Source organism: Streptomyces sp. GMY02 (assembly GCF_019056675.1).
Classification (GTDB): Bacteria; Actinomycetota; Actinomycetes; order Streptomycetales; family Streptomycetaceae; genus Streptomyces; species Streptomyces odonnellii.
This window is the reverse complement of the sequence record NZ_CP077658.1, coordinates 4,373,604-4,399,434: the sequence shown is the minus strand read 5'-3', so window position 1 is coordinate 4,399,434 and position 25,831 is coordinate 4,373,604. Positions and strand designations below refer to the sequence as shown.

Here is a 25,831-nt window from a genome sequence, read left to right as displayed (position 1 = left end):
TGCACTGATGAGCGAAGAACGGGGCGCGAGTGTCCCGAGGAGCCTGCCGCGACACGCGACGGAAGTGCCCGCCCCCCGGCTGGCCCGGACCATCACCGGAGTCGCCCTCGGCTGCTACGCCAGCGTCACCATCCTCAACGTCCTGAGAGCGGGCGGCTCCAGCACCACCCGGCTGGTCATCTGCATCGGTCTCGTTCTCCTGGTGTTCGGTGTGCAGTTCGTCGTGTCCGCTCCCCGGGCGCGTTCCTGGAGCATGGTCCGCAAGCTGTCCACACTCGGCTTACAGGTGGTTCTCACCTATCTGCCGCTGTTCTGGTTCGGCATCTCCTGGGGCAGCATGGAGGGCCCGCTGGCCGCGACCGTCCTGCTGAGCCTGCCGGGCCGGATCGCCTGGCCGCTGTACGGGGCCGTGGTGACGAGCATCCCCGTCTACGCCTATGCCATCGGCGTACCGGGGGTGGAGGTGGGCTACTTCTTCATCGCCGGCATGCTGTCGGGACTGGTCATCTACGGGCTGAGCAGGCTGACCGACCTCGTCCACGAAGTGCACGACACCCGCGAGGAACTGGCCAGGATGGCGGTCGGCCAGGAGCGGCTGCGGTTCGCCAGGGATCTGCACGACCTGCTCGGCTACAGCCTGTCGGCCGTCACGCTCAAGGGGGAGCTGGTCCACCGGCTCATTCCCGTACGCCCCGAGCAGGCCCAGCGCGAGACACGCGAACTGCTCCAGGTCGCGCGCCAGGCGCTGGCGGACGTACGCCTGGTGTCCAGCGGCTACCGCGAGATGTCACTGCGGGACGAGGCCGCGTCGGCGGCGTCGATCCTGGCCGCCGCCGACATCCACGCCGAGGTGGACATCGACTGCGGCCGGCTGCACCCGGTCACCGAGACGGTGCTGGCCACAGCTCTCAGAGAAGGTGTCACCAACATCTTGCGCCACAGCAAGGTCCAGACTTGTACGATTAGCGCGACGAGCAATGCTGAATCGGTCCTGTTGGTTCTGGTGAATGACGGTGCGCAGCAGAACGACAGGGGTCCGGGGGTCCCTGCGGGCAGTGGGCTGAGCAATCTTCGTGAGCGAATCTCCGCGATCGGCGGCCAACTCACCGCCGGACTGCGGGAGGACGGCCTCTTCCACCTCGAGGCCAGCACACCGGCTCAGCCGCCGAGCGCGCTTGACACCACGGACCGGACCCAATGCGCGCCGCAGCCGGAACCGTGCCGCCTGATGTGACCGTGCCAACGGCCTTGCCGCCGTTCATGACGACATCGACCGACGGGGGAACGATGCTGTCCGTGAGGATTCTGCTTGCCGAAGACCTGCATATGATCCGCGGAGCTCTGGTCGCCCTGCTGGAACTGGAACCGGATCTGAAAGTCGTCGCCTCCGTCGACCGGGGCGATGTGATCGTGAAGACCGCGCTGGAGACCAGGCCCGATGTGGCGATCATCGACATCGACCTCCCGGGCATCGACGGGCTGACGGCCGCCGCCGATCTGCACGGGCAACTGCCCGGCTGCCACACGCTCATCCTCACCAATCTGGGCCGCCCCGGCACCCTGCGCCGGGCGCTGAGCGCGCATGTCGCCGGCTTTCTGCTGAAGGACTCACCGCCCGACCAACTCGCCCAGGCCGTACGGGCGGTGGCGGCGGGCCAGCGGGTCGTCGACCCTCATCTCGCCCTCGCCGCCTGGGACTCGGCGGACAATCCGCTCGCCCCCAGGGAGCTGGAGGTCCTGCGGCTCGCCGCGCGGGGCGCCGACACCGCCGAGATAGCCGGACTCCTCTATCTGTCCAAGGGGACCGTACGCAACTACCTCACGGCGATCGTCAGCAAGCTCGGCGCGCGCAACCGTATCGACGCGGTGCGGATCGCCGAGGAGGCCGGCTGGATTCCCTGAACCGCCGTCGGGGGGGACGGGCGGGGCCCGGTCGGGGGCCGCGAGTCCGCGGTCCGGCGAGTCCGTGGTCCGTAAGCCGCAGTCCGGCGAGTCCGTAGTCCGTAAGCCGTGGTCCGGCGAGTCCGTAGTCCGTAAGCCGTGGTCCGCCGATCTGTGGTCCGTGGTCCGTACGGCCGTCACACCGCGGCCCCGGCCGTCAGCGGCCCCGCCGCCTCGGGGCCGACGCGTTCACGCGCGCGTTCGCCCGGACCACGAAGACGGTGGTGGGGCCGAACGCGCCGCCGATCCGGTGGACCGTGCGCTCTTTCACCGGCGCCCGGGGCGTGTCACCGGTACTCCGGGCCCGTTCAGCAGATAGCGCGCTCGAACGACACATGGCGGCTTCGTTCCGTCGTCACCCACGCGACTTCCCGGTGGGCGTCCAGCGCCGCGCGGTAGCCGTCCGTGGCCTCGGCGCGGTCGCAGTCGCCCGCGTCGCGCCACCACAGCAGGCCGGTATAGGCGAAGGGCCGTACCGCCGAGCGGAGCAGCTCGCTGCCACCGAAGCCGTCCGCCTCGTCGCACCGGGCGCTCAGCTCCGCGAACCGCCTCTCCAGCTCGGCGCCGTCGCCGTACGCCTCGGCGTTGAGGAGGACGACACTGGACGAACCGGCCGCGGCCGCCTCGCGCAGATCGCGCCGTACGCTGACCGCCTGGTCCGCCTCGGTGACCACCTTCGGGCCGATCCGGCGGACATGCTCCACGAAGGAGTCGTGCCGTACGACGTCGAGAAAGCCCCGCAGGGTCCGCCAGTACCCCAGACGCACATACACCCGGGGGTCGTCGACGAGCCCTACGGTCACCGAGAAGTCGAAGTCCTCCTGTCTGCGCAGAAACTGAAAGTGATCGCGGAATTCCCCCTCGAATTCCGCGATGTCACCCTTGACCTGGAACCGGTTCACAACGGTCACAGGTTGGTCGGGATCACGCTCGCGCACGCGCTTCCTCCGCGAAGCGCCTGGCATGGCGCAAAGTGGTAGAGCTGTTGGTGCCCAGGGCCTTGCGCACCAGCGCACGCGCTTCGGCCGGGGTGGCCTCCGCGCCGAGGGCCGTACGCACCCCTTCGGGGTCGAGTGTGACGGTGTGCCAGGACGTCACCCGGACGGTGCCGTCGCCGAGCGGTTCGATCTCCCAGCGCCCGGTGTGACCGCTCATCGCGACCGGCACCTTGAGCTGCTTGTAGACGATCAGCCCGCGGTCCGCGAAGCACACCCGTATCGACGTGGTGTTGTGCACCGAGCCGTCGGGGCTCCGGGTGTCCATGTCCATGTGCTGGACGCCGGGTTCGTCCTCGGTGAGATCGAGCCGGGACACGTGCGGCAGCCGCTGCGGCCACAGGTCGGCGCGGTCCAGGAACGCGTACACGTCGCCCGCGTCGCCCGCGACGGTCTCGGAGTCGCTGAACACGAAGTGGAGCTCGTCCCGCAGCTCCCCCTGTTCCGCGGCTTCCTTCAGGGCGGCCAGCTCGGCGTGGCTGTTGCGGTCGACGGCGCGCGCGATCAGCTCCTCCGCGGCCGGGTCGTCGTCGACCGCGCGGTAGTCGTGCAGCAGGACCACCCGGCTCGTACCGTCCCCGGTGGACTCGACACGCCACTCGCCGCCCATCGAGGCGACGGGCGCGGCGGGCACGGTCTGCCGGAAGAGGACGGTGCGGGCGGCGGGGTCGAGGACGCGGCGCGAGGTCCAGGCGCGTACCCGCCCGTTGGCCGTGGCCCAGATACGGAGCAGTTGCTCGCCGCCGCGCTCCGGGTCCGCCTCCTCCAGGACATCCACATGGACGGTCGGTCCGAAGACCGCGGGCCAGCCGGCGACATCCGCGATCAGGCCGTACACGACCGCCGGAGGCGCCGCGACGGTGATCGAGTGCTCCGTCGCATGGGTCGCCGGCATGTCCGCTGTTACGTGCGCCACGGCGTACCTTCCCTTTCATTGCGGCTGGGCCCTGTCCGGCCGGTCTGGACCTGGGTGAACGGCTGACCCAGCTTGCACGGACGTGCCTGAAGGCCACTTGAGCGCGGGTGGAACATGATCAGGCGGCCCAGCCGGGGCGCCCGGTGATCTCCACGACGGCGCATCCCCAGCTATAACCGGCCCCCACGCTGACGAGCACGATCCGGTCGCCGGGGCGGGCCCGGCCGGACACCACGAGATGGTCGAGGCTCGCGAACTGGTCGCCCGCGCCCAGGTGACCCACGGTGCGGCTCCACTCCCAGGTGGTGCGGGCCGGATCGATGTCGAACGGCTTGTAGTAGATCGACTCCAGCCGCCGGCGTCCGAAGTGCGGCAGGATCACCCAGCGCGCGTCCGCCAGCTCCATCCCGGCGTCGGCCAGCGCTTCCTTGACCGCGGTCCGCTGGCCGTTGTGGGCCCGGGTGATCGCGTACGAGATGCCCGCGCGCCCGATGAAGGCGCGCTTGGCCTCCTCGAAGTCGACGGGGATGCGGTGGGTGAAGGGTGCGGGGGTGAAGGGGTCGTCGCCCCGGTGCAGCGGTTCGAGCTCCGGATCGGCGTACAGGGCGAGGGACCTGAGCCGGGCGAAGCCGCCGCGCCGGGACAGCACCAGGGCGGTCGCCCCGTCCGCGTAGGGGGTGCCGGGGTCGGTACGCCACCGGTCGATGCCGGGCTCGCAGAACCGGTCGGCGGTGGTGAGCAGGGCGTCGGCGCGGCCGTGGCCCGCGGTGAGATAGGCGGTGGCGAGATCCATGGCGGCGAGACCGCCGTTGGACATCTGCCGGATCTCGATCGCCGGGCAGCCGTTGCCGACCGCCTCCCGCTGGATGTACGAGGCGACGGGCCACAGGTCCTGGCCCTGGTGGTAGGTGTCGGCGTGCAGGAGCAGATCGATGTCCTCGGGCCCGGAACCGGCCCGCTCCAGAACGGCCCGCGCGGCGCCGGCCGCCATCTCCGCCGCGGACTCGCCGGGCGAGTACGCCACGGACTCCAGCCCGGTCGCGGCGGCCACCCGGGGCGGGCAGGCCCCGGACGCGACCGCGTCGGCGACCGGTGTCAGGGCGGGCAGCCGTACGGACGTGCCCCGTATCCAGATGTCTTCCACACGCACAGCCACTCCCGGTGTTCTAGCTCGTGCGGGCCGTTGCCAGGGGAACGGCGGCGCGGTCCGGCCGCGCGCCGTCGAGCAGGGCGTAGTGGACGGCGTCGACCAGGGCCCGCCAGCCGGCGGCGACCGTGTTCTCGCCCACTCCGACGGTGCTCCAGTGGCGGGCGCCGTCGCTGAACCGGATCAGGACCCGGGCGGCGTCGCCGCCGGTCCCGCCGCTGAGGACCCGTACCCGCTGTTCGGTCAGCTCCGCCTTCGCGAGCTGCGGGAAGGCTGGGTCGAGGGCCGTGTGCAGGGCCCGGTCCAGGGCGTCGACGGGGCCGTCGCCGTGCCCGGTCGCGGTGACGGCGGTTCCGTCGACACTCAGTTCCACGGCGGCTTCGGTACGCATCTCGCCGTCGCGTCCCCGGGCCACGGACACCTGCCAGGTGGTGACGTCGAACGGCGGCCCGGCCGGCGCGCCCGCCAGTTCCTCGCGCAGCAGCAGCTCGAACGAGGCGTCGGCGCTCTCGAAGCTGTAGCCGCGGCTCTCCAGGTCCTTGACCCGGGCCGCGGCGCGCGCCGCTTCCTCGGAACCCGCGGTGACGGTGTAGCCCAGTTCGCGGGCCTTCAGCTCGATGGAGGAGCGCCCGCCCATGTCGGAGACGAGGGTGCGCATGCCGTTGCCCACCCGTTCCGGCGCGATGTGCTGGTACAGCCCGGGGTCGACCCGGAGCGCGGAGGCGTGCAGACCGGCCTTGTGGGAGAACGCGGCCGCGCCCACGTAGGGGGCGGCGGGGTCGGGCGGTACGCCGGTCAGCTCGGTGATGGCGCGGCCGGTCCCGGCGAGCCCGCCGAGCAGGGCGGGGTCGATCACGTCACGGCCCCGTTTGAGAACGAGGTTCGCGAGGACGGTGAACAGGTCGGCATTGCCGCACCGTTCGCCGTAACCGTGCGCGGTCCCCTGCACATGGGTGGCGCCCGCGTCGACCGCGGCCAGGGTGCTCGCGACGGCGCAGCCGGTGTCGTCGTGGCAGTGGATGCCGATCGCGGCTCCGGTGGCGGCGACGGTGTCGGCGACGACGGCCGCGATCTCGTCGGGCAGGCACCCGCCGTTGGTGTCGCACAGTACGACCGTCTCGGCACCTGCCTCGGCCGCGGTCAGCACCACTTCCAGGGCGTACGCGCGATTGAGACGGAAGCCGTCGAAATAGTGCTCGGCGTCGACGAACACCCGGCGGCCGCCGTGCACGAGGTGGCGTACGGTGCTGCCGATCATCGCGAGATTCTCGGCGAGCGTGGTGCGCAGGGCCCGGGTCACCTGCCCGGTGTGGCTCTTGGCGACCAGGGTCACCACCGCCGTACCGGCCTCCGTCAGCGCCCGCACCTGCGGGTCGGCCGAGACCAGCGCACCGGGTCTGCGGGTGGCGCCGAAAGCCGTCAGCACGGCGTGCCTGAGGTCGAGTTCGGTCCGGGCGCGCCGGAAGAACTCGGTGTCCCTCGGTATGGCTCCGGGCCAGCCGCCCTCGATGAAACCGACCCCGAGGGAGTCCAGGTGGCGGGCGACGGCGAGTTTGTCGTCGACCGTCAGCACCATGCCTTCCTGCTGGCTTCCGTCGCGCAGGGTCGTGTCGTAGAGCTGGAAACCCCGTTCGCTCATCGTCCCGCTCTCTTCCGCTGTCACCCTCTGTGGTGCCGAGAGTTCTGCGGGTGGCATGAGCGCGTCTTGAGAGGCGCTGGAGAGGCCGGCGCTGGGGGGGGCGACACGGGGCCGGTGCGGGGCCGGCGCGCGGTGTGCGACATGCCGCGCGGATTCAAGCGGGATTCGAGCACACCCCGGAACGATGTCCTTCGGATAGTTGTTCGCGACCAGGAAGGCACCATGACCACCGAAGAGATTCCCGCGAAGGCCAAGGAAGTGCGTCTGGCCGCTCACCCGGACGGCGCGCTGACTCTCGCGAACTTCGAGCTGGCCGAGGCCGCGGTGGCCGAGCCCGGAGAGGGCGAGGTCCTTGTCCGCTACCAGTACCTGCAACTGGCCGCGGTGATGCAGGACCTGATGAAGCCGGAACCGAGCCTGCCGATGCCGGGCTACCAGATCGGCGCCCCGATGTGGGGTGCGGCCGTCGGCGTCGTGGTCGCGTCCAACAGCCCCGATCTGGCTCCCGGCGACATCGTCGAAGGCATGGACGGCTTCAAGGAGTACTCCACCGGCCCGGCCGGTGACTACTTCAAGCTGGACCCGGACGCCTTCCCCAGCCCCCTCTACTACCTGACCCAGGGGCCGACCGCCTATCACGGCATGGTCGACATCGTGGAGGTCGGCGAGGGCGACACGGTGTTCGTCTCGGGCGCGGCCGGCGGTGTCGGTTCGCTGGCCGGGCAGATCGCCAAGTGCCGTGGCGCCAAGCGGGTCATCGGCGCGGCGGGCAGCAAGGCCAAGGTGGAGTACCTGGTGAACGAGCTGGGTTACGACGCGGCGTTCGACTACCACGACGGACCGGTGCTCGACCGGCTGCGCGAGCTGGCCCCGGACGGCATCGACGTCTTCTTCGACACGGTGGGCGGCGAGCAGTTCGAGGCCGCGGTCCAGGCCGCCTCGGCGGGCGCGCGGTTCGCGCTGTGCGGCGCGCTGTCGGGTCAGGTCGGCGATTCCATCGGCGCGTTCCCGCGGCTGGACATCATGACGTCGATCGTCAAGCAGATCTCCATCCGCCCCTTCGCGACGTACCACACGCCCGAGCAGATCTGGGCGTGGAACTCGAACTTCGCGACGTGGCTGAAGGAGGAGCGGTTCGTGCTGCCCCAGTCCGTGGTGGAAGGCGGTCTCGAAGCCGCTCCGCAGGCGCTCATCGATCTCCTCGCGGGCAAGTACACCGGCAACCTCGTCGTGAAGTTCTCGTGAGCCGGCACATCGCCTTCTTCAACATCCCGGCGACCGGTCACCTCACGCCCACCCTCGGTGTGGTGGAGGAACTGGTCCGCAGGGGGCACCGGGTCACCTACGCGGCGACCGCCGAGTACGCGGAGCTGATCGCCTCCACCGGGGCGACGGTCCTGCCGTACACCTCCTCGATCGACCCGCAGAAGATCGTGCCGGCGGGCGCCGAGGACTGGCTGGCGCGGGTGCTGCTGGGCAATGTCCGTGAGGGCGTCGCGACGGCACCGGTCGTCGAGTCGTACTTCGGCGACGACCTGCCCGATCTCCTCGCGTACGACATCTCCGTACAGTTCCTCGGCGGGATCCTGACCCGCAAGTGGGGACGGCCGGGCGTGAAGTTCTACTCGGTGTCCCCGACGAACCGGAGCATTCCCCGGGAGGCGGTCGGCGCGGAGGCGTACGACCGGATCGAGCGGGAGCTGCGGGAGTTCGGGGCGCTGCACGGAGTGGGCGATGTGTCGTTCGACGAGCTGGTGGACGATCCCGCGACGCTCGGTGTGGTGTCCGTACCCCGGGAGTTCCAGTACCAGCAGGAGACGTTCGACGAGCGGTTCGCGTTCGTCGGGCCGTGTCTGCGGGAGCGGGACCTCCGGGCCCGCTGGGAGCCGCCGGCGAGCGGCCGTCCGGTTGTGCTGATCTCGCTCGGTACGAGCTTCAACGCGCAGCCGGAGTTCTTCCGGACCTGTGTCGAGGCGTTCGCCGGAATGCCCTGGCACACCGTGCTGATCACGGGACCGGGGGTGGACCGGGCGGCGCTCGGCCCGCTGCCCGGCCATGTCGAGGTGCACGACTGGCTGCCGCTACAAGGGGTGCTGGCGCACACCAAGGTGTTCGTCTGCCACGGCGGCTGGGGCACGGTCATGCAGTCGTTGTACGCGGGAGTGCCGATGGTGGTCGTCCCGCAGGTGGGTGAGACCGACCAGCTCGCCCATCAGATCACCTCGCTGAATCTCGGGGCCGTGCTGTCCCGGGACGAGGTGACGGCCTCGCTGATCCGGGACACCGTGACGGCGGTGGACGGGGACCAGGAGGTACGGGACGGTGTCGGGCGGATGCGCAAGCATGTGCGGGACGCGGGGGGAGCGGCCCGGGCCGCCGACGAGATGCTCGCGCATCTGGAGCGCCATGGCAGGGCCGGGTAGCTGAGGCCGACGGCTGAGCCCAGCGGCTGAGTCCGATGGCTGGGCTCGATGGCTGAGTCCGGCGTACGGGACGTGCGCGGAGGCCGGCCGCCACGCGGGATTCCGCGGGCGGCCGGCCTCTGACGTGTGCCTCTGCCGTATGCCGCAGCCGTGCGCCTCCGCCGTGCGCTTCTGTCGTGCGCTTCTGTCGTGTACTTCCGCCGGGCCCGCGTCGAGCCGGGCGGGCGATGTCGGGCGGGGGTGTCAGGCCGACGGTGTCAGGCGGCGACGGCGAGGAACAGTCCCCGGCCGTTCTGGATGCCGGGCACGTACTCGACGGCGAAGCCCGCCTCGCGGAACGCGCCCTCGTACTGCTCCCGCGAGAACAGCGTGGCGCGGTGGGTCTCGGTGAAGTACCTGACGCCTTCCGCCCGTTCCGCCACGACATAGTGCACCTCCATCCGCGACGCGTCGCCGTCCCGCACGGTGTGCGACACCCGCGCGACCGTACGTCCCCGCACCTCCACCACATCCGCGGCGACATGGCCGGGCAGGAACGTCTCCGGGAACCACCAGGGTTCGACGGCCACGGCACCGCCGGGGGCGAGATGGCGGTGGAAGCACCGCAGGGCGGCCGTCAGTTCGGCCTCCGAGCCGAGATAGCCGACCGAGGCGAACAGGCACGTGATCACGTCATAGGTCCTGCCGAGGTCGAACTTCCGCATGTCGGCGACGGACACGGGCACCCCGGGCAGCCGCTCGCGGGCCACGGCCAGCATCGGCTCGGACACGTCGATGCCCTCCACCCGGGCGAAGTGCCGCCCGAAGACCTCCAGATGGGCTCCGGTGCCACAGGCCACGTCGAGCAGCGAGCCGGAGGCCTTCGACCTGGTCCTGACACGGTCGAGTACGGTCTCCGCCTCCGCCAGGAAGTCCTTTCCCCTGGCCCGGTGCGTCTGGTCGTAGATCGCGGCCGCTTCTGCGCCGTACATGGGACCACCTCGAACGGTGAGCGGGGCACGGCGACTTGCCGTACGGGACACGGTCGTACGGGCCGGTCGACCCGGGGTCGAGAGCGGCTCGCCCGGGGCATGGCAGGCTGGCCCCACGACCCCGTGCCCCCGGCGACCCCGTGCCCTCCCGGCGACGTCGCGCCGGTCGCGGCACTCGTACGCCCTTCCAGGAGGACCCCCGCACATGGCCGTCACCGAGCAGCAGCCCGATGTCCCGGACGAGGCGTGGCAGCGCGTCCGCGCCCGGCGTCTGGCCAGGCACAGCCTGGACGTTCCGGCCGCCGCCGGGGGGATTCCGGCGGTCGCGGGCGCGATGTGCGGGGCGCACGCGCAGGTGATGTCGGCGGCCGAGCTGTCGATCGGGTTACGGACGGCCGGGACGACCCGTGCCGACGTACGGCGGGCGCTGTGGGAGGACCGCACCCTGGTGAAGACGTTCGGGCCGCGCGGCACGGTGCATCTGCTGCCGTCCCACGAACTCCCGCTGTGGACCGGCGCGCTGGCCGCCGTGCCGATGCCTCCGGGCGGGATGCCCGTGGCGGCCCGCATGGACGAGGCGCAGACCGATGCCGTGGTGGACGCCGTCGCGAACGTACTGCGCGAGGGCGAGCCGCCCACGGTCGATGAGCTGAGCGACGCGGTGATCGCACGGCTCGGGGACTGGGCGGCCGACCCGGTCGTCCCGGGCTTCGACGGGATGTGGCCGCGCTGGCGGCAGGCGCTGCACACCGCGGGGCACCGGGGGGCGCTGTGCTTCGGCCCGAACCGGGGGCGGAAGGTCACGTACACCAGTCCGGACCGGTGGCTGCCCGGTTTCACCCCCATGGCCGCGGAAGCGGCCCAGGCCGAGGTCCTGCGCCGCTATCTGCGCGCCTACGGCCCGGCGAACGCGCAGCACTTCGCGCAGTGGCTGAGCGCGCCGCGCCCCTGGGCGAGCGCGCTGTTCGCCTCGCTGCGCGACGAGTTGCGGCCGGTGGGGCAGGGGGAGAGCGGGGAGAGCGCGGCTACGACCCTCTTCGAGCTGGCGGACGAGGAGGCCGGTGCGGACGGCGCCGACCCGGACGCGCTGCGGCTCCTGCCGTACTTCGACGCCTACGCGGTGGGCAGCCACCCGCGGGCGCGGGTCTACCCCGGGCAGGCCGCCGAACGGGCCCTGACCCGCGGGCAGGCCGGCACCGTGCAGGTGGTCACCATCGGCGGGGTGGTGTCCGGGGTGTGGCACCAGAAGCGCTCCGGACGCAGGGTCGCCATCACGGTCGAGGCGTTCCAGGAACTGACGAAGCGTCAACTGGTCGACCTGGAAGCCCAGTCGGAGCGCGTCGGCGAGATCCTGGAGGCCGCCCCGACCCTGACCCTCGGCGCCGTCGAGACCGGCAAGCACCTCTGAGCCCCCCGGCAAGCACCTTTGAGTCCCGGCAAGCACTTCTGGGCCCCGGCAAGCACTTCTGGGCCGAGGACCGAAACGGGGCGTTCCAGCGAGGGTCGAGCGGCGGTCCAACGGTGTGTCCGACAGTGGTGCGCCCGACGACGACTACCGCGGAGGCCGACCGCCCTATGACCACTTACGTGTGGGACTACCTTCCGGAGTACGAGAACGAGCGCGCCGATCTCCTGGACGCGGTCGAGACGGTCTTCGGCTCCGGGCAGCTCGTGCTCGGCAAGAGCGTCCGGGGGTTCGAGGAGGAGTTCGCCGCGTACCACGGCCTGGCGCACTGCGTCGGCGTCGACAACGGGACCAACGCGGTCAAGCTCGGTCTCCAGGCCCTGGGGATCGGGCCCGGCGACGAGGTCATCACGGTGTCGAACACCGCGGCGCCCACGGTCGTGGCCATCGACGGGACCGGTGCGAAGCCGGTGTTCGTCGATGTCCACGAGGACGACTACCTCATGGACGTCAGCCAGGTCGAGGCCGCCATCACCCCCCGTACGAAGGCCCTGCTCCCCGTCCACCTGTACGGGCAGTGCGTCGACATGGCCCCGCTGACGGCCCTCGCCGAGCGCCACGGCCTCGCCGTACTGGAGGACTGCGCCCAGGCGCACGGCGCCCGGCAGGGCGGGCGGACGGCGGGCACGATGTCGGACGCCGCCGCCTTCTCCTTCTACCCGACGAAGGTCCTCGGCGCGTACGGCGACGGAGGCGCGGTCGTCACGGACGACGCCCAGGTGGAGCGTCGGCTGCGGCGCCTGCGGTACTACGGCATGGAGGAGCGCTACTACGTCGTGGAGACACCCGGCCACAACAGCCGGCTCGACGAAGTGCAGGCCGAGATCCTGCGGCGCAAGCTCACGCGTCTCGACACGTACATCGAGGGCCGCCGTGCCGTGGCCGCGCGTTACGAGGAAGGCCTCGGCGATCTGGCGGAGCTGACGCTGCCGCGCACGAATCCGGGCAACGAGCATGTCCACTACGTGTACGTGGTGCGCCATCCGCGCCGCGACGCCGTACTGGAAGCGCTGCGGCCGCACGGCTTCCACTTCAACATCAGCTACCCGTGGCCCGTCCACACCATGAGCGGCTTCCGCCACCTCGGCGTACCGACGGGCTCGCTGCCGGTCACCGAGCGACTGGCCGGCGAGATCTTCTCACTCCCGATGTACCCGGCACTCCCGCGCACGGTGCAGGACCGGGTGATCGAGGTGCTGCGTGGGGTGCTGAGGGGGGTGTGAGCGGCGGGGGTGCGGGCGGTACGGGTGGGGGCACGCGCGGACGACCAGCCACCGACGGCCGGCCGCCGACAGCGGACCGCCCGTCCGCAGCGGACCGCCAGTCCACCGTGCGCCGGTCGTCGGGCTCAGATCGCTGTGGCGCGGGCGCGTGGGTACTGCTCCCAGTACGCCCGTACCGCGTCCTCCAGCGATCTGCGGGGCCGCCAGCCGAGCAGTTCCCCAGCCGGTCCGTTGTCCACCCGCATCCAGTCCGCCGACGCCGGGCCCCCGCCGCGCGGCTCGTCCCGTACGGTCTCGACCAGCCGGACCGGCACCCCGCTGACCGCCACGAGAAGACCGACCAACTCGCGCACCGGCACGGCCTCGCCCCGGCCGATGTCGACGCACCGCCCCGTCAGTGACGTACCGGCCGCCGCGACGACCGCGTCGGCCACGTCCCGTACGTCCACGTAGTCGCGGTGCGCGCGCAGCGGCGACAGCTCGACCACGACCGGCTCGGGCCCGCCGTCCCAGGTGGCGAGGCGCGCGGCCACCTGTCCGAGCAGGCTGATGTCCGGTGTCCCGGGCCCCGCCACATTGGCGATCCGCAGGACGAGCGCGTCGACGGTGCCCGCCGCGTGCGCCGCGAGCACCGCCTCGGTGGCGGCGAGTTTCGCCTGGCCGTACGGGGTGTCGGGCCTGGCCGGACCGCGCGCGGTCGTCCCGGGCGCGACCGGCCCGTATTCGAGTACGGACCCGAGATGGACCAGCCTCGGGCGTACGGCGGCGAGCGCCAGCGCTTCGAGGAGCCGCTCGGTGGGCGCGACGATCGACGGCACCATGTCCTGCGCGGTACGCCCCCAGATGCTGCCCACGCAGTTGACGACGGTGCCGGGCTTCTCGCTGTCCAGGAGTCCGGCGAGGCGGGCGGCCGGTACGGCGCCGAGGTCGAGCCGCAGGGCCCGGACACCGGGGTGGTTGCCCGGCGCGGGCGACGGTACGGGATTCCTCGACGCGGCGATCACCCGACGCCCCGCCGCCGCGAAGGCAGCGCACACCTCCCGCCCCACAAACCCGGTGCCTCCGAGCACGAGTACCCGGTCGTCGGTCATGAACGTCCCCCCGGAACAAGGGTTTTCGCGGTCGGGCGGCCACACTGCCCGACGCACCTTGAGCACGGGTGCAGCGCACCTGGACACCCGCGACGAACACCCGCGACGAACACGCGTCGGACCCGTCGGACCCGTCGGACCCGTCGGACCCGTCGGACCCGTCGGAGCTGTCCGAGCGGATCGGTAGGTTGACCGTCATGGATGACACGACGGTGCATCGCCTGATGGAGGCGCAGCAGGCGGCGATTGAAGCACGGCAGGTCACCGACGCGTGGCAGCGAATAGAGACATGGCTCGACCGGTACGCGCCCGGGACGTCGGCCGCGCTGCGCCCGGGCGCTCTCGTGACGGAGATCGCCGCGGTACAGGACAGGATCGGTGTACGGATACCGCCGGGACTGAGGGCTTTGTGGGGGCGGCACGCCGGCGTGCACGACGTGCCGTGGGCCTCGTTCATGCTCGGCGACTGGGCGCTGATGAACTTCGAGTCGCTGGTCTCCGTGTACGAGATGATGACGGATATCCAACGCGCCGACGGCGACACGGAATACCCGTTCTGGCGGCCCGCCTGGATCCCCATCTGCTCCTTCGGCGCCACCGATCACAGCTCGGGCCTCTTCCTGGACGCCGAGACCGGCCGGATCGGCCACTGGGACCGGTACAGGGACCGCACACCGCGGTACGAGTCACTGACGACGTATCTGGAAGAAATGGCGGACTGCCTGGAGACCCCGGCGTTGACGGACGGCGTGGGACCGGGCCTGCTGGATCTCCGCGCCCTGGCCTGGGAACCACCCCCGGGCCGGGAGGCCCTGTGGAAACCCGTCAAGCCCGAACGACCGGGTTCACCGGCAGCCGAGCAGGAAACCGGCGGACTGGTCATCTTTCTGAACGGCACGTCGAGTTCGGGCAAGTCGAGCATCGCCAGGGAACTGGTCGGAGTCCTCGACGAACCGTGCTTTCACATGCCCGTGGACGCGTTCCACGCCATGCGCTCGGGACCCGAGATGCCCCCGGAACAGCTCAATGCCATGCTCAAGCGCACCTGGATGGGATTTCACCGTGCGATCGCGGGCATGGCCGCGGCAGGCAACACCGTCGTCGTGGACCATGTCCTGAGCGAGCCGTGGCGCCTCCAGGACTGCCTGGCTCTGTTCGCCCCTCAGGATGTCGTCCTCGTCGGAGTACATTGCCCCTTGCCGGAGTTGGAACGCCGGGAGCAGGCGCGCGGTGATCGTCCGACGGGCTTGGCCGCCCGCCAGTTCGACCGCGTCCACGCCCATGGCGTCTATGACATCGAGTGCGATACGGCCAGTTCGAGCCCGGCCGAGTGCGCCCGGAAGATCAAGGAGTTCCTTGGCCGGCGGACGACCCCGACCGCGTTTGAACGTATGAGGTCGGCGTCTGAAGCCTGACACTGTCGTCGAGCCCGCCCTTGACCCGTACGACCGCGGCCGCCGCATCCACCGGATGCCCCGCTCTCTCAGCCCGCGTGCAGGATCCGGAAGCGGTCGGGTTCCGTCGGGTCCCGGTCGGCGACGTGGATCGGTGGCCAGGCCCATTGCCAGACGCTGATGCCCGGCGTGCGGGAGAACCGGATCGGCCCGCGGGTGCCCTCGACCGCCACGCGCGGCCATGACGCGGCGATGGCCGCCCGGTCCGTACCACGCGAACGCAGCACCTCGGCGAGGACGGCGACGGTGTCCCAGCCCTCGTAGGCGACGAAGGAGGGCGCCTCGCCCAGCCGCTCGCGAAGCTGCTTCCCGACGCGTTCGCCGAGCGGACCGAGGCGCTCGGGCAAGTAGCGGAGGAACGGGATCCCGGCGCCGTCGTCGCCCAGCGCCGCGGCCCATCCGGCGAACTCCGGTTGTCCGGCCGGCGCGCCGATCAGGATCTCCGCGAGCCGCCGGTCGCCCCGGACGGCCCTGACGATCGGCACCGCCGGCTCCGGAGAGCCGACCAGCAGGAGGAGCGCCGTCGCGCCGCGTTCGACCAGCGCGTCGCACAGCGCCTCCGGCGTGAACGCGTTCGAGTCGAGTTCGACGACGGTCCCGCCGCGGGGAACGAGATGGTCCCGCAGAACGCGGGTCCCGGACGCCCAGTAGACACTCGGCTGAGTCACGACGGCGATCCGACGCCGACCCGCGCCGAGGAGGAAGTCCGCGTAGATCCGCCAGCCGTGGGACTGAGCCGGGGCCAGGCGCGCGACCCACTCCGTCGGCTCCTCGGTGAGCCCGTCGAGCACCGCCGACGAGCACAGCAACGGCACCCCAAGGGCGGCGGCGCGGGCGGCGGCGGCGCGGGCGACGACACTGTGGTACTCGCCCGCCACGGCGGCCACGCCCAGGCCGGCCAGTTCCTCCACGGCCGCCGCGGCCCGCGCCGGATCGGCCGCGGTGTCCCGTACCACCAGCTCCAGTGGTCTGCCGCCGATCCCGCCGGCGTCATTGACCTCGCGAACGGCCAGGTCGAGTCCCGCGAGCAGGTGCCGGCCCGCCTCGACCCAGCCGGGCCGCGTCAGCGGAACGAGAACGCCCAGGCGGACGGACGACGGTGCCAGCGGCGGCGACGTTGGCGTTGGCGTGTTCATCGGTGGCGTCTCCCCTGGAACGATGCGGTCATTGGAATCACGACCATCACCAACAGGCAACCGATTTTTGTTCGCCGCGCTGCCAGGTCTCACCAGGCCCCGGGCGACGGTCGGCTTCACCCCGCGCACGGCGCGTACAGGCACACCGCTCCAGCCCCCCTCAAGGTGCCGTCGGCAAGGTACGGCCATGACGAGTGGGATGGATACCGCGAACCCGGCGCCCGCGTACCTCGCACAGCGCCCCCGGTGGACCCCGGCACAGTCCCCGGAGGTCCCGCACGGACCGCTGGACGGACGGCTGGACAGTCCGCTGGACGCACGGTTGCACGGACGGCTGGAGTACGCCGAGATCGAGGCGCCGCTCGACTACGCCCGGCCCGAAGGACCCCGCATCACCCTGGCCCTGAGCCGTATCCGGGCCACCGGTCCCGGTCCGGCCCGCCGGGGCATTCTGCTGTCGCTGAACGGCGGCCCCGGCGGCGACCACGGCATCGGCCGCGGACTGCCCGCCCGGCTCGCCGCCGCGACTCCGCTGGGCGAGTCGTACGACCTCATCGGCTTCGACCCGCGCGGAACGGGCGCCTCCACCCGGCTGGAGGGCGAGGACAGCCCGGTGACCGTACCGTTCGACTCGCGTCCGCCGGACTCGGTGTTCGACGCGCTCGCCGCGGACATGCGGGAGCGCGAGGAGGGCTGCCGGCGCGCGGGCGGCGAGCTGCGCCCGTACATCTCCACCAGGAACAACGCGCGCGACATGGATCTGATCAGGGCCGTGCTCGGCGAGGAGCGGCTGAGCTTCGTCGGCTGGGCGTACGGGACGCTGCTGGGCGCGGTGTACGGCACGATGTTCGCCGACCGGCTGGACCGCAGTGTCCTGGACTCGTGCGTCCACCCGGACTGGGACTGGCGCGAGCAGTTCATGTCGCAGGCGGAGGCGAGCCGGGAGAACGTGGACGCGTGGGCGGGATGGGCCGGCGAACGGCCCTCGGCCTTCGGTCTCGGTACGGGCCCCGGCGCGGTCGTCGCCACGGTCGAGGCGACCGCGTCGGCACTCGCCGCGCTGGACGGCGGCCGGGCCCTGCGTACCTCGTTCGACATGCTCATGGGCTCGCTCGCCGCCGACCGTTCGCGCTGGGCCACGCTCGGCGGCCTGGTCGGCGAACTGCTGCGCGCCGCGCGGGCCGGCGACACGGCGAAGGCGGGCGAACTGCTCGCCGGCCAGGCGGAGTGGCGCCCCGGCACCCCGGCCGGCACCCGGCGCGAGGCGGTGCTCGAAGCGGTCACCAGCGAGACGGACTGGCCGTCCGACCCCCGCCAGTACTACGCGGCGATGCGCGACTTCCGGGAGCGCTGCCCGTACGGCCTCGGGGTGATGCGGGCGCAGCCGTGGGTGGGTACGTTCCGTACGTTCACCCCGCCCGAGCCGACCACCCGCGTACAGCCGGGCGGATACCCGACAGGCATCATCGTCCAGGCGGACGGCGACCCCCTGGACCACCACGAGGGCGCCCGAGTCATGGCCGAACGGCTGGGCCACCGCCTGATCCGGGTGGTCGACTCCGGCGCCCACGAAATCTACGCGCTGGGCGGCAACGCGTCGGTGGACGCGTGGGTAACCGACTACCTACTGCACGGCACTCTGCCCCCGGAGCCCACGACCCACGTCACAGGCACCCCACGCCCAGCGACACCCGCGGGCTGACGGCTTCGGAGACCCGGCCGCTCGGACCGTCAGGCTCGTCGCGACCGCAGCCGAGGACGAATCACTGTCAGTGGTGCGGTGCAGGATGTGGTCATGGAACCTTCGAAAACTGTTCGGCTGCTCTGGGACCGCATGCAGGACCGTGACTGGGCAGGGGTCGGCGAGCTGCTGGCGGACGACGTGGTCGTGGAGTGGCCGGTCAGCGGTGAACGCATCCTGGGCCGCGAGAACTACCTGCGCATCAACGCGGAGTACCCGGAGGGTTGGTCGATCAACGTCCTGCGCATCGTGTCGTCCGGAAACGAAGTCGTCTCGGAGGTCGAGGTCCCTCACGACACGATGGGCATCCACCGAGTCGCCTCCTTCTGGACCGTTCACAACGAGCGGATCACCAGCGGCCGTGAATACTGGACAGAACCCGGCACAGACCCCTCCCCCACATGGCGAGCCCCCTACGTCCAGCGCATCTGAGCCCCCTCGAACCGCTACGGCCCTGGAGACCGCCGCCCGGTCAACGTCCGCCTCACCACGTAGGACACGGTCTCAGGTGGACCGCCCCGCACCCTCGGTCGGTGTCGTTCCGGCACCGGCCAATGCCGTGCCCAGGAGAACGTATGCGACGAGCGCGGGGATCGGCATGTGGCCGCCCGCGCGGTCGATGTCGTCGATGAAGTACCCGGAGACCATGAGCCAGGCGGCCCCGCCGACAAGGATGAGGACAAGGTTGCCGGTTTCCCGCAGCAGACGCATACCGGCCCACAGCAGGAGCGGCATGAGAACCCAGGAAGCGGCCGTGACAAGAAGGAATTCGAAGGCCCCGGAGAACATGGTGCCCCCGCTGTCGGTTTCGGCCTCGCGTGCCCACCCGTAGCCGTTGCTCATAAGGGAGTGGCAGACGGCAGTGGCGACGACAACACTGAGGCCGCCTTTGGCGTGTCTCACATAATTCACAGACAGAACCTTTGCCTCTAAAGGCCGGTGTGCCCCAATACGTTCCGATGGGGCTCACCGGCCTCCTCCAGACGGTGATCACTCGTTGGTGCGCACGAAGTCAGTTCAGAGTACGTTCGAGCGCATTGGCGTAGAGCCGGGCACCGCTGATCTTCGGGTGGAATGACTTCATCGACGGCTGCGGGGGCGAGTTGTCCGCCTCGGAGCGACCGGTGCTGACGATGCCATGGATCGACTCGGGGTCACCACAGATCGCCTTGCCCATGAAGTCCGGTCCGGGGTCAACGAACTCGGCGCCGGCCGCAGCGGCAGCGGCGGCCATCTCCCTGGTCAGGTGCGGGGCGATCTCGTCGTTCAGCCAGGGTGCTTCTTCACTTCCGATACCCGGAATGCAACTGCCGAGCCCGGTGAGGAGTTTGGGGTAGCCGACAAGAACAATCCTGGCGTTCGGCGCACGGTTCTTGATCTGATTGAGGACCTTCGTGATCCGGGGCTTGGTCTGCTCGGTGATCCATCCCGGCATGAAGTCCTTGAGCGGTCCGCTCATTTCACCGGTCTTGGCTCCCGTGTCCGGATCCGACTTCTCGAACTCGGCGTCCTGGCACAGTTTCAGTCCTGCTTTGAAGATACATTCCTGAATGACGTCGGTGAACAGGGAATCATTACCGCCGATGGCGATGGTGACGAGATCCGTGTTCGTGTCGAGGTAACCGAGGTCGATCTGTGGCAGTGAGTTCTGCTGGTTCAGTCCGCCCGACCAGATGTTGTAGGTGCGAGCACCCGAGCAGGCGATGAAGCTCAGATCGACGTCGCCGTAGCCGTCGGAGATCTCACCGATCGACAGAGATTTCCCGGGCAGGGTCGCCTGCCGGATCCAGGCCTGCTTGGAACGGTGGCACTTGTTGGTCACCTCGTCCGAACCGATGTCTTCGGTGTAGTCCGTCTCGCGGAAGTAGTCCTTGCCGTCCGCGGTGTCAGCTCCTTCACCGGAGGCGAAGGAGTCCCCCATGGCAACCACCTGAGTCGGCTTGGACGCGAGCCTCTGGAAGGCGACGGCATCCCAGGCGATATCCACCCCCACACCCTCTTCGGTGATGTTGGACAGGGCCACCGACGGGGTTCCGGTGAAGTTGAAGACGCCGAGCGACCGCCACTCGTTGCTGCGGATGCGCTGAGGGGCGACACGGTGCGGAGAAGAGGAGTTGGTGCCCGAGACCGTGTACTTCGCCTGCTGGGACCGTGCGGCGACGTTCGGCATATGGACCAGGACCCGGGTCCAGCCCTGCACGGAACTGGGCGCGGTCCATGTACCGGTGACCTTCAGTCTGGCCGCTTCGGCGGAGGCTGCCTTGCGTGTGGTGGAGAACCAGACGTGGTTTCCGTATCCCACGCCGAGCTGATGGGTGTCCATCTTCGCCGAAGCCGAAGCGAAGTCGAACCTGAACGAACCGGATGACTGCGCGGTGTCCGTGCACCGCCGGAAGTCGGTGCCCGCGAGCGGCTGACCCGTGTTCACGTTGTCGACGATCGGCGTGCCGATCGGGAGCCCCGAGTTGCATCGCGGCGGGTGAGAAGTGCCGTCCGCCTCTTCCGGATAGGTGTTGTTGAAGCGGAACAGCTCGAATCCGCACTGATCGAACTGGCACTGCTTCCACTCGACCTTGCCGTTCCACCAGCACTTCCAGTCCGTACGCTGGCACGGCCCCTGCTGAGGGGAGTCGTTCGACGAGCCTTCCTTGATCTTCGACGGATCGCACTCGTTGGAGTTGTCGCAGAACAGGCCGACCGGCGGCTTGGCGGTGGTGCGGTAGACGGGTTGGGTCCACCACGCGGGCCGGTAACCGTGGACGAGCGTGCCCGGTGCCTCAAGGGCCTCCAGCGGGCGCGCGGCCCAGCCGATGACCTTCTCCGGGTACGGCCAGTACTGCGGCGTGGCGGCATGGGAGTAGTCGTCACCGCCCACGGCGTTCTCCAGGAACGGGGTGCGGTTGGGCCTGTACGTCGGGTTGGCGGGGTTGTTGGCCCAGCCCACGCCCCACTTGCCGTCGTTCTGCCCGGCGTCGGCCTGGGGGTAGTAGCCGGAGTTGTAGGCCCACAGGGCGAAGAACCAGTTCTCAAGGCCCTTCGGGTCACCGTTGTTGACGGTGAGACCCTCGGCGCGAGTCGTGTTCCACTTCTCGGCGAGGATGTTCACGCCGGCGGCGACGTTCGCGGTGTAGTCCAACGCGACGGCTTCCTGGTAAGCGCGCGGCTTGGACGGCCGGACCTCCCCGTCCTCGTACGGTTTGCCGGGCAGCCGCATTCCGTCGGTGACCTGCGTAATACCGTAACCGCAGTCTGCGGCCTGCCAGTTGATGGCCCACGGATCGTCCACCTGACCGTGCTCATCGTGCTTCAGCCCGTAGTAGTTGCCGATGAGGCTGTTGGCGGTGGTGCCTGGTGCGGCGAAGCGGGTGGCCTGCCACATGTTGGACTCCTGGGCGGTGATGCCGAGGAATATCTGTGCCGGGATACGCCCGCCTCCGGCGAGAGGTGTGAGGCCGCCGACCAGGGACTGGGGCCGGTAGGCGCCCATACCCATGTTCTTCCAGTTGGCGGGCCGGGAGACATGGCCGTCCAGCGTGCCTTCGATGGCCCTGTTGACGGCCCACTCGATCTGCCGCGGCTTCGGCTGGAACGCCTGCTTCTGCGGGTTGCCCCGCTCCACCGCGCAGGTGCGCTGCGACTCCGGCTCGGAGATGTCCAGCCGCGTCGCCCTGCCACTGCCCGTACCGCTACCGCCTCCGGCGGGGGTGGCGCCGAGGGCCGGGGAGCGGTCCAGCCCATCGGCCGGGTCGGGGCTGACCGGGGACGCCGCCGGACTGGCCTCGAACACCGGGTCACTACCGGTGGGCAGGTGGTGCAGCTCGACGCGGACCGTACGCGCGGTGTCGTACTCGGACTCACGTATCCGGGTGTCCTTGCCGTCGGCCCACGCGGCATTCACGAAGGCACGGCCCGTGGTGGACGCGGTGGAGTCCTTGGTGATCCCGCCCGGGTTCCGTACGTCCTCGGGCAGATCTCCGAGGTTCTTCGCCGAGCCGGTGATGATCGCCGTCCCGTCGGCGGCGCGGGCGAGGTCCATGCCGGTCAAACTGCCCTCGGCGACCGTCCGGGCCTTCGTGGCCTGTCCCCTGGCCTGCCCGCCACTCAGATACTTGACCCTGGATGTCTGACCGGCGGACGCGGCCTCGGCAGCGGTGCTCTCGCCCTTGGCTGCCTTGCCGTCGTTCCGGCGGTCCAGGAAGGCGAGCCCGCCGTCCTTCGTCACGGACAGGTTGAAGGGGGTGTTCTCCGTACGCGTGATCAGCCTGGATGTCCCGCCTTCGCCGATCCGCACGATCGCGTTGCCCTGTGCGGCGACGATGCCGTCGCGGGTCGGGACCGCGGAGGTGATCTGCCCCTTCACCGTGACCGACATGGACGTGTCGCCGGTACGGGTATCGATACCGATCAGCCGCGTCTCGTTCCTGTCCGACGTCCTTTCGTCGGTGAACTGCGACAGAACAGCCTGCTCGCCGTCGCCGCAGCCGGGTGAGAAGTAGGCGAGGCTCGCCTGGTACGGCAGCTTGGTCACGGTACCCGTGGTCAGATCGACCGTGGCCGTGAACGCGCCCCGGGCCATCAGGTCGGGCTTGTTGGTGAACGTGCGCGGCGCGTAGGCGACGAGTGCGCGGTCACCGGAGGCGGTGACGCACGCGTTGCCGATCCAGGTATCGGTGTCGGAGAACGCGGGTTCGGCAAGGGACGCGGCGGTCTTCCAGCGGTAGCCGTCCGCCTCGTCGGCGATCAGCAGATGGAAGCCGGTGGCGTCACCGATGGTGGTCCACGCGGTATCGGACGACCGGGCGTAACCGGCGCCGAGAACCTTGCCGCGCCGCTCGACCGGAACACGGTCCTTGTGGCCGGCCTCGTCCGCCACCACCGGGGATGCGGGGGTATCGGACCACCCCTCGGCAGCGCCAGGTGATGGCGTCGGTTGCTGCGAAACGGAATATGACTGTGTTGCCGCGCCGATGGATAAGGCGGCGGCGATTGCGCAACTGAGCGCGACGCGGGCAGATCTGAGTCTGTTGATCCGTCTCAATTTTTTTGCCTCCTCGCGTGTGGATCGGGAATCCGGACGTTTATGCCGTTGAATCCGGCAGTCACGGCGCGCAAGGGCCCTGCCCGGCTTCGGGCAGGGCCCTTGCAGCCGAGCTGGTTACAGTTCTACGTAGTCGGCCTTGTCGTTCCAGCTCCCACCGGTCGGATAGCCGACATCGATGAAGTTGTAACAGGCAAGGTTCCCCAGAGCCATGTACGGGTCGGGCAGGCCGGTCCGGGCGTCGTAGACCAGCGCGCCACCGAGGGGACGGACGACGCATGCGGAACTGGCCTTGTCCCTGAAGTCCCAGTCAGCCAACTGCTTCGTGCCGTCGGCAGACCACTGAAGTCTGCGGCCGGCTCCGTTCCCGCTTTCGAACAGGCAGAAGTAGGGCGAGGAGCAGTCACTGAAAGCCGTAGGACCAAATGCGGCGCCGGGGAGCTTCCGGGCGGCCGCTGACGGGTCGATTGTGGGAAGCGCCGCATCCGCTTCCTCGGTGCTGTCGTAGCAGTAGACCTTGCCACTGGGGACTTCGGTGCAGGCCTGGGCGCCTTGCCAGCCGTCGGCCAGGTTGATCTGTCTGCCCTTGTAAAGGGCGATGACGGGCTTGCTCTGTTCGAGCCGCGCGTTCACTTCCGCCTCGGCCTCGGGAGTGAGGATGCCGACCTCAGGCTCCGGTGCCGAAGCGGGAGAGGCGACCGCTGTTGTCATACCTACGACGACGGCGCAGGCCGCCGCCGTGAGGGTGACTGCGACACGTGCGATACCCATGACGACTCTCCAGTGTGACGAGATGACTGCGATCAGTCGTCAGTCAACGGGAGGGTCACATTCGGCGTCATCACTCATCCGTGAATCAGCCAACAATTGGCAAGTAAGGAGGTCTTGCGCCCCCAAGGGACATGACGTTCATATGGGGTATTTCATTTCGTCGGAACTCTGCCTGCGTGACGCGCACGGATCACGTGTCCGAGCTGCTGTCCTGGATGGAGCCGGTGGGCAACTGACCCGCCTCGTCAGCGATACCGCTGCCCGTGATGGCCGTCGAAGTCACCGCCGTACCGGCCTTGCCCCAGGCGTTGTCTTCGAGCAGCACCGTGCGTTCACCAAGCAGGCGCATGGTCTTCTTGTCGAAGATCCACTCAATTCGTTCACCGTTGTGCACGCGAGCGACTGCGACACCGTGACGGCCGACGGCGTCCACCGAATTCGGGACCGTGATGACACCGGGAATGCGAGCGGCTGCACGGTAAAGGGCCGCGCTGACCTCCGGCGGGGCAATCGAAGCCCGGAGCAGATCGCCGATGATGACGAAAGCCTCCTGGTCCGGCCCGGTGGTGGAGTCCGAGCTCGGTCCGTGATTCAGGTTCGCGTCCTGGTAGATGAGTTTGAGCAGGGCGCCCGGTTCGGTGGGAAGCCGCGCCAAAAACTGGTAGGTGGGCAAATTGAGGTTGCCTCGCCCCGGGGCGTCCAGGAGATTTTCGCCGCTGCCGTCCTTGCGCTGCATGGTGCGAGCACTACCGTCCACGGATGTCCACTGTTCGTAGCTTTCGTCCTGTGGCAACCGTTCCATCGTTCCGTCTTCGTTCTCGGACAGAGCGGTGGTGTGCCCGGTCACTTTCACGTACGTGAATTGCGTGGCTCGTGGCGGCGCAGCGGGATTCGCTACAGCGACAAGAGCCGCCCGCTCCAGGAGCTGAACCGATGCCGTTGATGCAGGCAGCGCTTCCGGCGCCGGGGCAGTACCGATGTTGGGCAGTACGACCGCGGCGAAGGCGGCGCATGCGACTGCCGCGGAGGCAAGGGCAATCACGACACGCCGCCGGGTGCGGGTTGGCCGGGGAGCACTCGGGCTGCTCCGGCGGTCGATCTCCAGGAGCAGGTTCTGCTTGTGCAAGTGAAAGGCGGCAGGCGTCGGAACCGGGTACGGAGCGGGCGGCAATACGGCTTCCGCGTCGGCTCGCTCGACCATTTCGGATTGTTCAGAATTCATCGCGTCTTCCTCCGGTATGAAGGGGCTTCAGGTGCTGTGCCCTTCAGGGGCTGTCCGCTGACGGGTTCCGGTTCCGCCGTGTCCATGCCGGAACGCAACTCCGCTTCGACCATCTGGCGCAGCTTGTTCCGGGCACGCGAGAGCCTGGAGCGGATCGTTCCTGTCGGTACTCCGAGCGCATCGGCCGCCGCCGAATAACTCAGCCCTGACCACACGACCAGCGCGAACACTTCGCGCTCACTTCGCTTGAGCCGGCTCAGCGCTTTGGCTGCCGCCGCCAGGCGTTGCGTATCCGTGAGTTGTCCGACCACTTCGTCCGCGAAATCGGGGTGGATGTCCGCGGGCGACAGACGCGACATCGCCTTGCTGTGCCGGCGTGCCGCTCGTGCGGAGTTGCGCAGCACGTTGGTGGCGATGCCCAGCAACCAGGGCCGTACGCTGACGACCTCACCGCGGAGCTTGTGGCGTAGCCGCCAGGCTTCGAGGAAGGTGAGTGACATCACGTCTTCAGCCGCGGCCCAATCGCCCGTGGTCCGGACGGCGTGGGCGTACACCACACGCGCATGTTGATCGAAGATCTCGGCGAACGCTTCACGCTCACCGGCTCGGACCCGCTCGTTCAGTGAAGACTTCACACCCATTAGTGTCCGCACAGCCC

The 25,831-nt window shown here is 69.8% G+C and carries 21 protein-coding genes and 1 pseudogene; 10 read left to right on the top strand and 12 right to left on the bottom strand.

The genetic code is table 11. The annotated features are described in order from the left end of the window. Positions 1-7: 7 nt before the first annotated feature. Both KQY30_RS18435 and KQY30_RS18430 read left to right on the top strand, forming a co-directional pair. Positions 8-1,234, top strand: a complete 1,227-nt coding sequence (locus tag KQY30_RS18435) for a sensor histidine kinase (RefSeq protein WP_217307782.1) — start codon at positions 8-10, stop codon at positions 1,232-1,234. Positions 1,235-1,287: 53 nt separating this feature from the next. Next, entirely contained in the window at positions 1,288-1,902 is a 615-nt protein-coding gene (locus KQY30_RS18430; protein WP_217311145.1) for a DNA-binding response regulator, read from the top strand. 347 nt (positions 1,903-2,249) lie between these two features. Here the strand turns inward: KQY30_RS18430 and KQY30_RS18425 are convergent, their stop codons facing one another. From KQY30_RS18425 to cimA, 4 genes are all read right to left on the bottom strand, one after another. After that, on the bottom strand, positions 2,250-2,879 hold the full coding sequence (locus KQY30_RS18425) for a hypothetical protein (protein WP_217307781.1): 630 nt from the start codon (positions 2,877-2,879) through the stop codon (positions 2,250-2,252). Further along, on the bottom strand, positions 2,866-3,831 hold the full coding sequence (locus KQY30_RS18420) for an aromatase/cyclase (protein WP_217311144.1): 966 nt from the start codon (positions 3,829-3,831) through the stop codon (positions 2,866-2,868). The genes KQY30_RS18425 and KQY30_RS18420 overlap by 14 nt, the downstream gene beginning before the upstream one ends. Positions 3,832-3,970: 139 nt before the next feature. Further along, positions 3,971-5,002 carry a ketoacyl-ACP synthase III family protein gene (locus KQY30_RS18415; protein WP_217307780.1) on the bottom strand — a complete coding sequence of 344 codons (1,032 nt, stop codon included), beginning with the start codon at positions 5,000-5,002 and terminating at the stop codon, positions 3,971-3,973. Positions 5,003-5,018: 16 nt separating this feature from the next. Further along, on the bottom strand, positions 5,019-6,638 hold the full coding sequence (gene cimA, locus KQY30_RS18410; protein ID WP_217307779.1) for a citramalate synthase: 1,620 nt from the start codon (positions 6,636-6,638) through the stop codon (positions 5,019-5,021). A gap of 222 nt (positions 6,639-6,860) precedes the next feature. Here cimA and KQY30_RS18405 point away from each other — a divergent pair, with 222 nt between their 5' ends. Beyond that, positions 6,861-7,883: an NADP-dependent oxidoreductase gene (locus KQY30_RS18405; protein WP_217307778.1), complete on the top strand. Its 1,023-nt coding sequence runs from the start codon at positions 6,861-6,863 to the stop codon at positions 7,881-7,883. Beyond that, complete coding sequence (locus tag KQY30_RS18400; protein ID WP_217307777.1) at positions 7,880-9,061, top strand: macrolide family glycosyltransferase; 1,182 nt, start codon at positions 7,880-7,882, stop codon at positions 9,059-9,061. The genes KQY30_RS18405 and KQY30_RS18400 overlap by 4 nt, the downstream gene beginning before the upstream one ends. 257 nt (positions 9,062-9,318) lie before the next feature. On the opposite strand, the gene KQY30_RS18395 is transcribed toward KQY30_RS18400, so the two are convergent. Next, entirely contained in the window at positions 9,319-10,032 is a 714-nt protein-coding gene (locus tag KQY30_RS18395; protein WP_217307776.1) for a trans-aconitate 2-methyltransferase, read from the bottom strand. A 205-nt stretch (positions 10,033-10,237) separates the two neighbouring features. Between KQY30_RS18395 and KQY30_RS18390 the strand changes: the two genes are divergently transcribed. Beyond that, positions 10,238-11,440, top strand: coding sequence for a winged helix DNA-binding domain-containing protein (locus KQY30_RS18390; RefSeq protein WP_217307775.1), 1,203 nt, complete (start codon positions 10,238-10,240; stop codon positions 11,438-11,440). Between the two features lie 167 nt (positions 11,441-11,607). Beyond that, positions 11,608-12,720 (top strand): DegT/DnrJ/EryC1/StrS aminotransferase family protein, encoded by a 1,113-nt coding sequence (locus tag KQY30_RS18385; protein ID WP_217307774.1) that lies wholly within the window; start codon positions 11,608-11,610, stop codon positions 12,718-12,720. 125 nt (positions 12,721-12,845) lie between these two features. On the opposite strand, the gene KQY30_RS18380 is transcribed toward KQY30_RS18385, so the two are convergent. Beyond that, positions 12,846-13,811: an NAD(P)-dependent oxidoreductase gene (locus tag KQY30_RS18380; protein WP_217307773.1), complete on the bottom strand. Its 966-nt coding sequence runs from the start codon at positions 13,809-13,811 to the stop codon at positions 12,846-12,848. A gap of 197 nt (positions 13,812-14,008) precedes the next feature. Between KQY30_RS18380 and KQY30_RS37465 the strand changes: the two are divergent. Beyond that, positions 14,009-14,509, top strand: a pseudogene (locus KQY30_RS37465) (SMI1/KNR4 family protein); the annotation flags it as partial. 114 nt (positions 14,510-14,623) lie between these two features. Further along, the gene (locus KQY30_RS18375) at positions 14,624-15,226 is read left to right on the top strand and encodes a chloramphenicol phosphotransferase CPT family protein (RefSeq protein ID WP_254407620.1); all 603 of its coding nucleotides are present in this window, start codon (positions 14,624-14,626) and stop codon (positions 15,224-15,226) included. 68 nt (positions 15,227-15,294) lie between these two features. Here KQY30_RS18375 and KQY30_RS18370 read toward each other — a convergent pair whose 3' ends face one another. Beyond that, positions 15,295-16,401: an ABC transporter substrate-binding protein gene (locus KQY30_RS18370; RefSeq protein ID WP_217307772.1), complete on the bottom strand. Its 1,107-nt coding sequence runs from the start codon at positions 16,399-16,401 to the stop codon at positions 15,295-15,297. 187 nt (positions 16,402-16,588) lie between these two features. On the opposite strand from KQY30_RS18370, the gene KQY30_RS18365 reads away from it, so the two are divergent. Beyond that, positions 16,589-18,103: an alpha/beta hydrolase gene (locus tag KQY30_RS18365; RefSeq protein WP_217307771.1), complete on the top strand. Its 1,515-nt coding sequence runs from the start codon at positions 16,589-16,591 to the stop codon at positions 18,101-18,103. Positions 18,104-18,196: 93 nt separating this feature from the next. Further along, on the top strand, positions 18,197-18,574 hold the full coding sequence (locus KQY30_RS18360) for a nuclear transport factor 2 family protein (protein ID WP_217307770.1): 378 nt from the start codon (positions 18,197-18,199) through the stop codon (positions 18,572-18,574). Positions 18,575-18,646: 72 nt separating this feature from the next. On the opposite strand, the gene KQY30_RS18355 is transcribed toward KQY30_RS18360, so the two are convergent. The 5 genes from KQY30_RS18355 to KQY30_RS18335 all read right to left on the bottom strand — a co-directional run bounded on the left by KQY30_RS18355 (position 18,647) and on the right by KQY30_RS18335 (position 25,814). Next, positions 18,647-19,054, bottom strand: coding sequence for a hypothetical protein (locus KQY30_RS18355; RefSeq protein ID WP_254407200.1), 408 nt, complete (start codon positions 19,052-19,054; stop codon positions 18,647-18,649). Positions 19,055-19,154: 100 nt separating this feature from the next. Beyond that, positions 19,155-23,015: a GDSL-type esterase/lipase family protein gene (locus tag KQY30_RS18350; RefSeq protein ID WP_254407199.1), complete on the bottom strand. Its 3,861-nt coding sequence runs from the start codon at positions 23,013-23,015 to the stop codon at positions 19,155-19,157. Positions 23,016-23,297: 282 nt separating this feature from the next. Continuing rightward, positions 23,298-23,951, bottom strand: a complete 654-nt coding sequence (locus KQY30_RS18345) for a peptidase inhibitor family I36 protein (RefSeq protein ID WP_217307768.1) — start codon at positions 23,949-23,951, stop codon at positions 23,298-23,300. Positions 23,952-24,141: 190 nt separating this feature from the next. Next, positions 24,142-25,173 (bottom strand): CU044_5270 family protein, encoded by a 1,032-nt coding sequence (locus KQY30_RS18340; protein WP_217307767.1) that lies wholly within the window; start codon positions 25,171-25,173, stop codon positions 24,142-24,144. Next, positions 25,170-25,814, bottom strand: coding sequence for an RNA polymerase sigma factor (locus KQY30_RS18335; protein ID WP_217311141.1), 645 nt, complete (start codon positions 25,812-25,814; stop codon positions 25,170-25,172). The genes KQY30_RS18340 and KQY30_RS18335 overlap by 4 nt, the downstream gene beginning before the upstream one ends. Between the last annotated feature and the right edge of the window lie 17 nt (positions 25,815-25,831).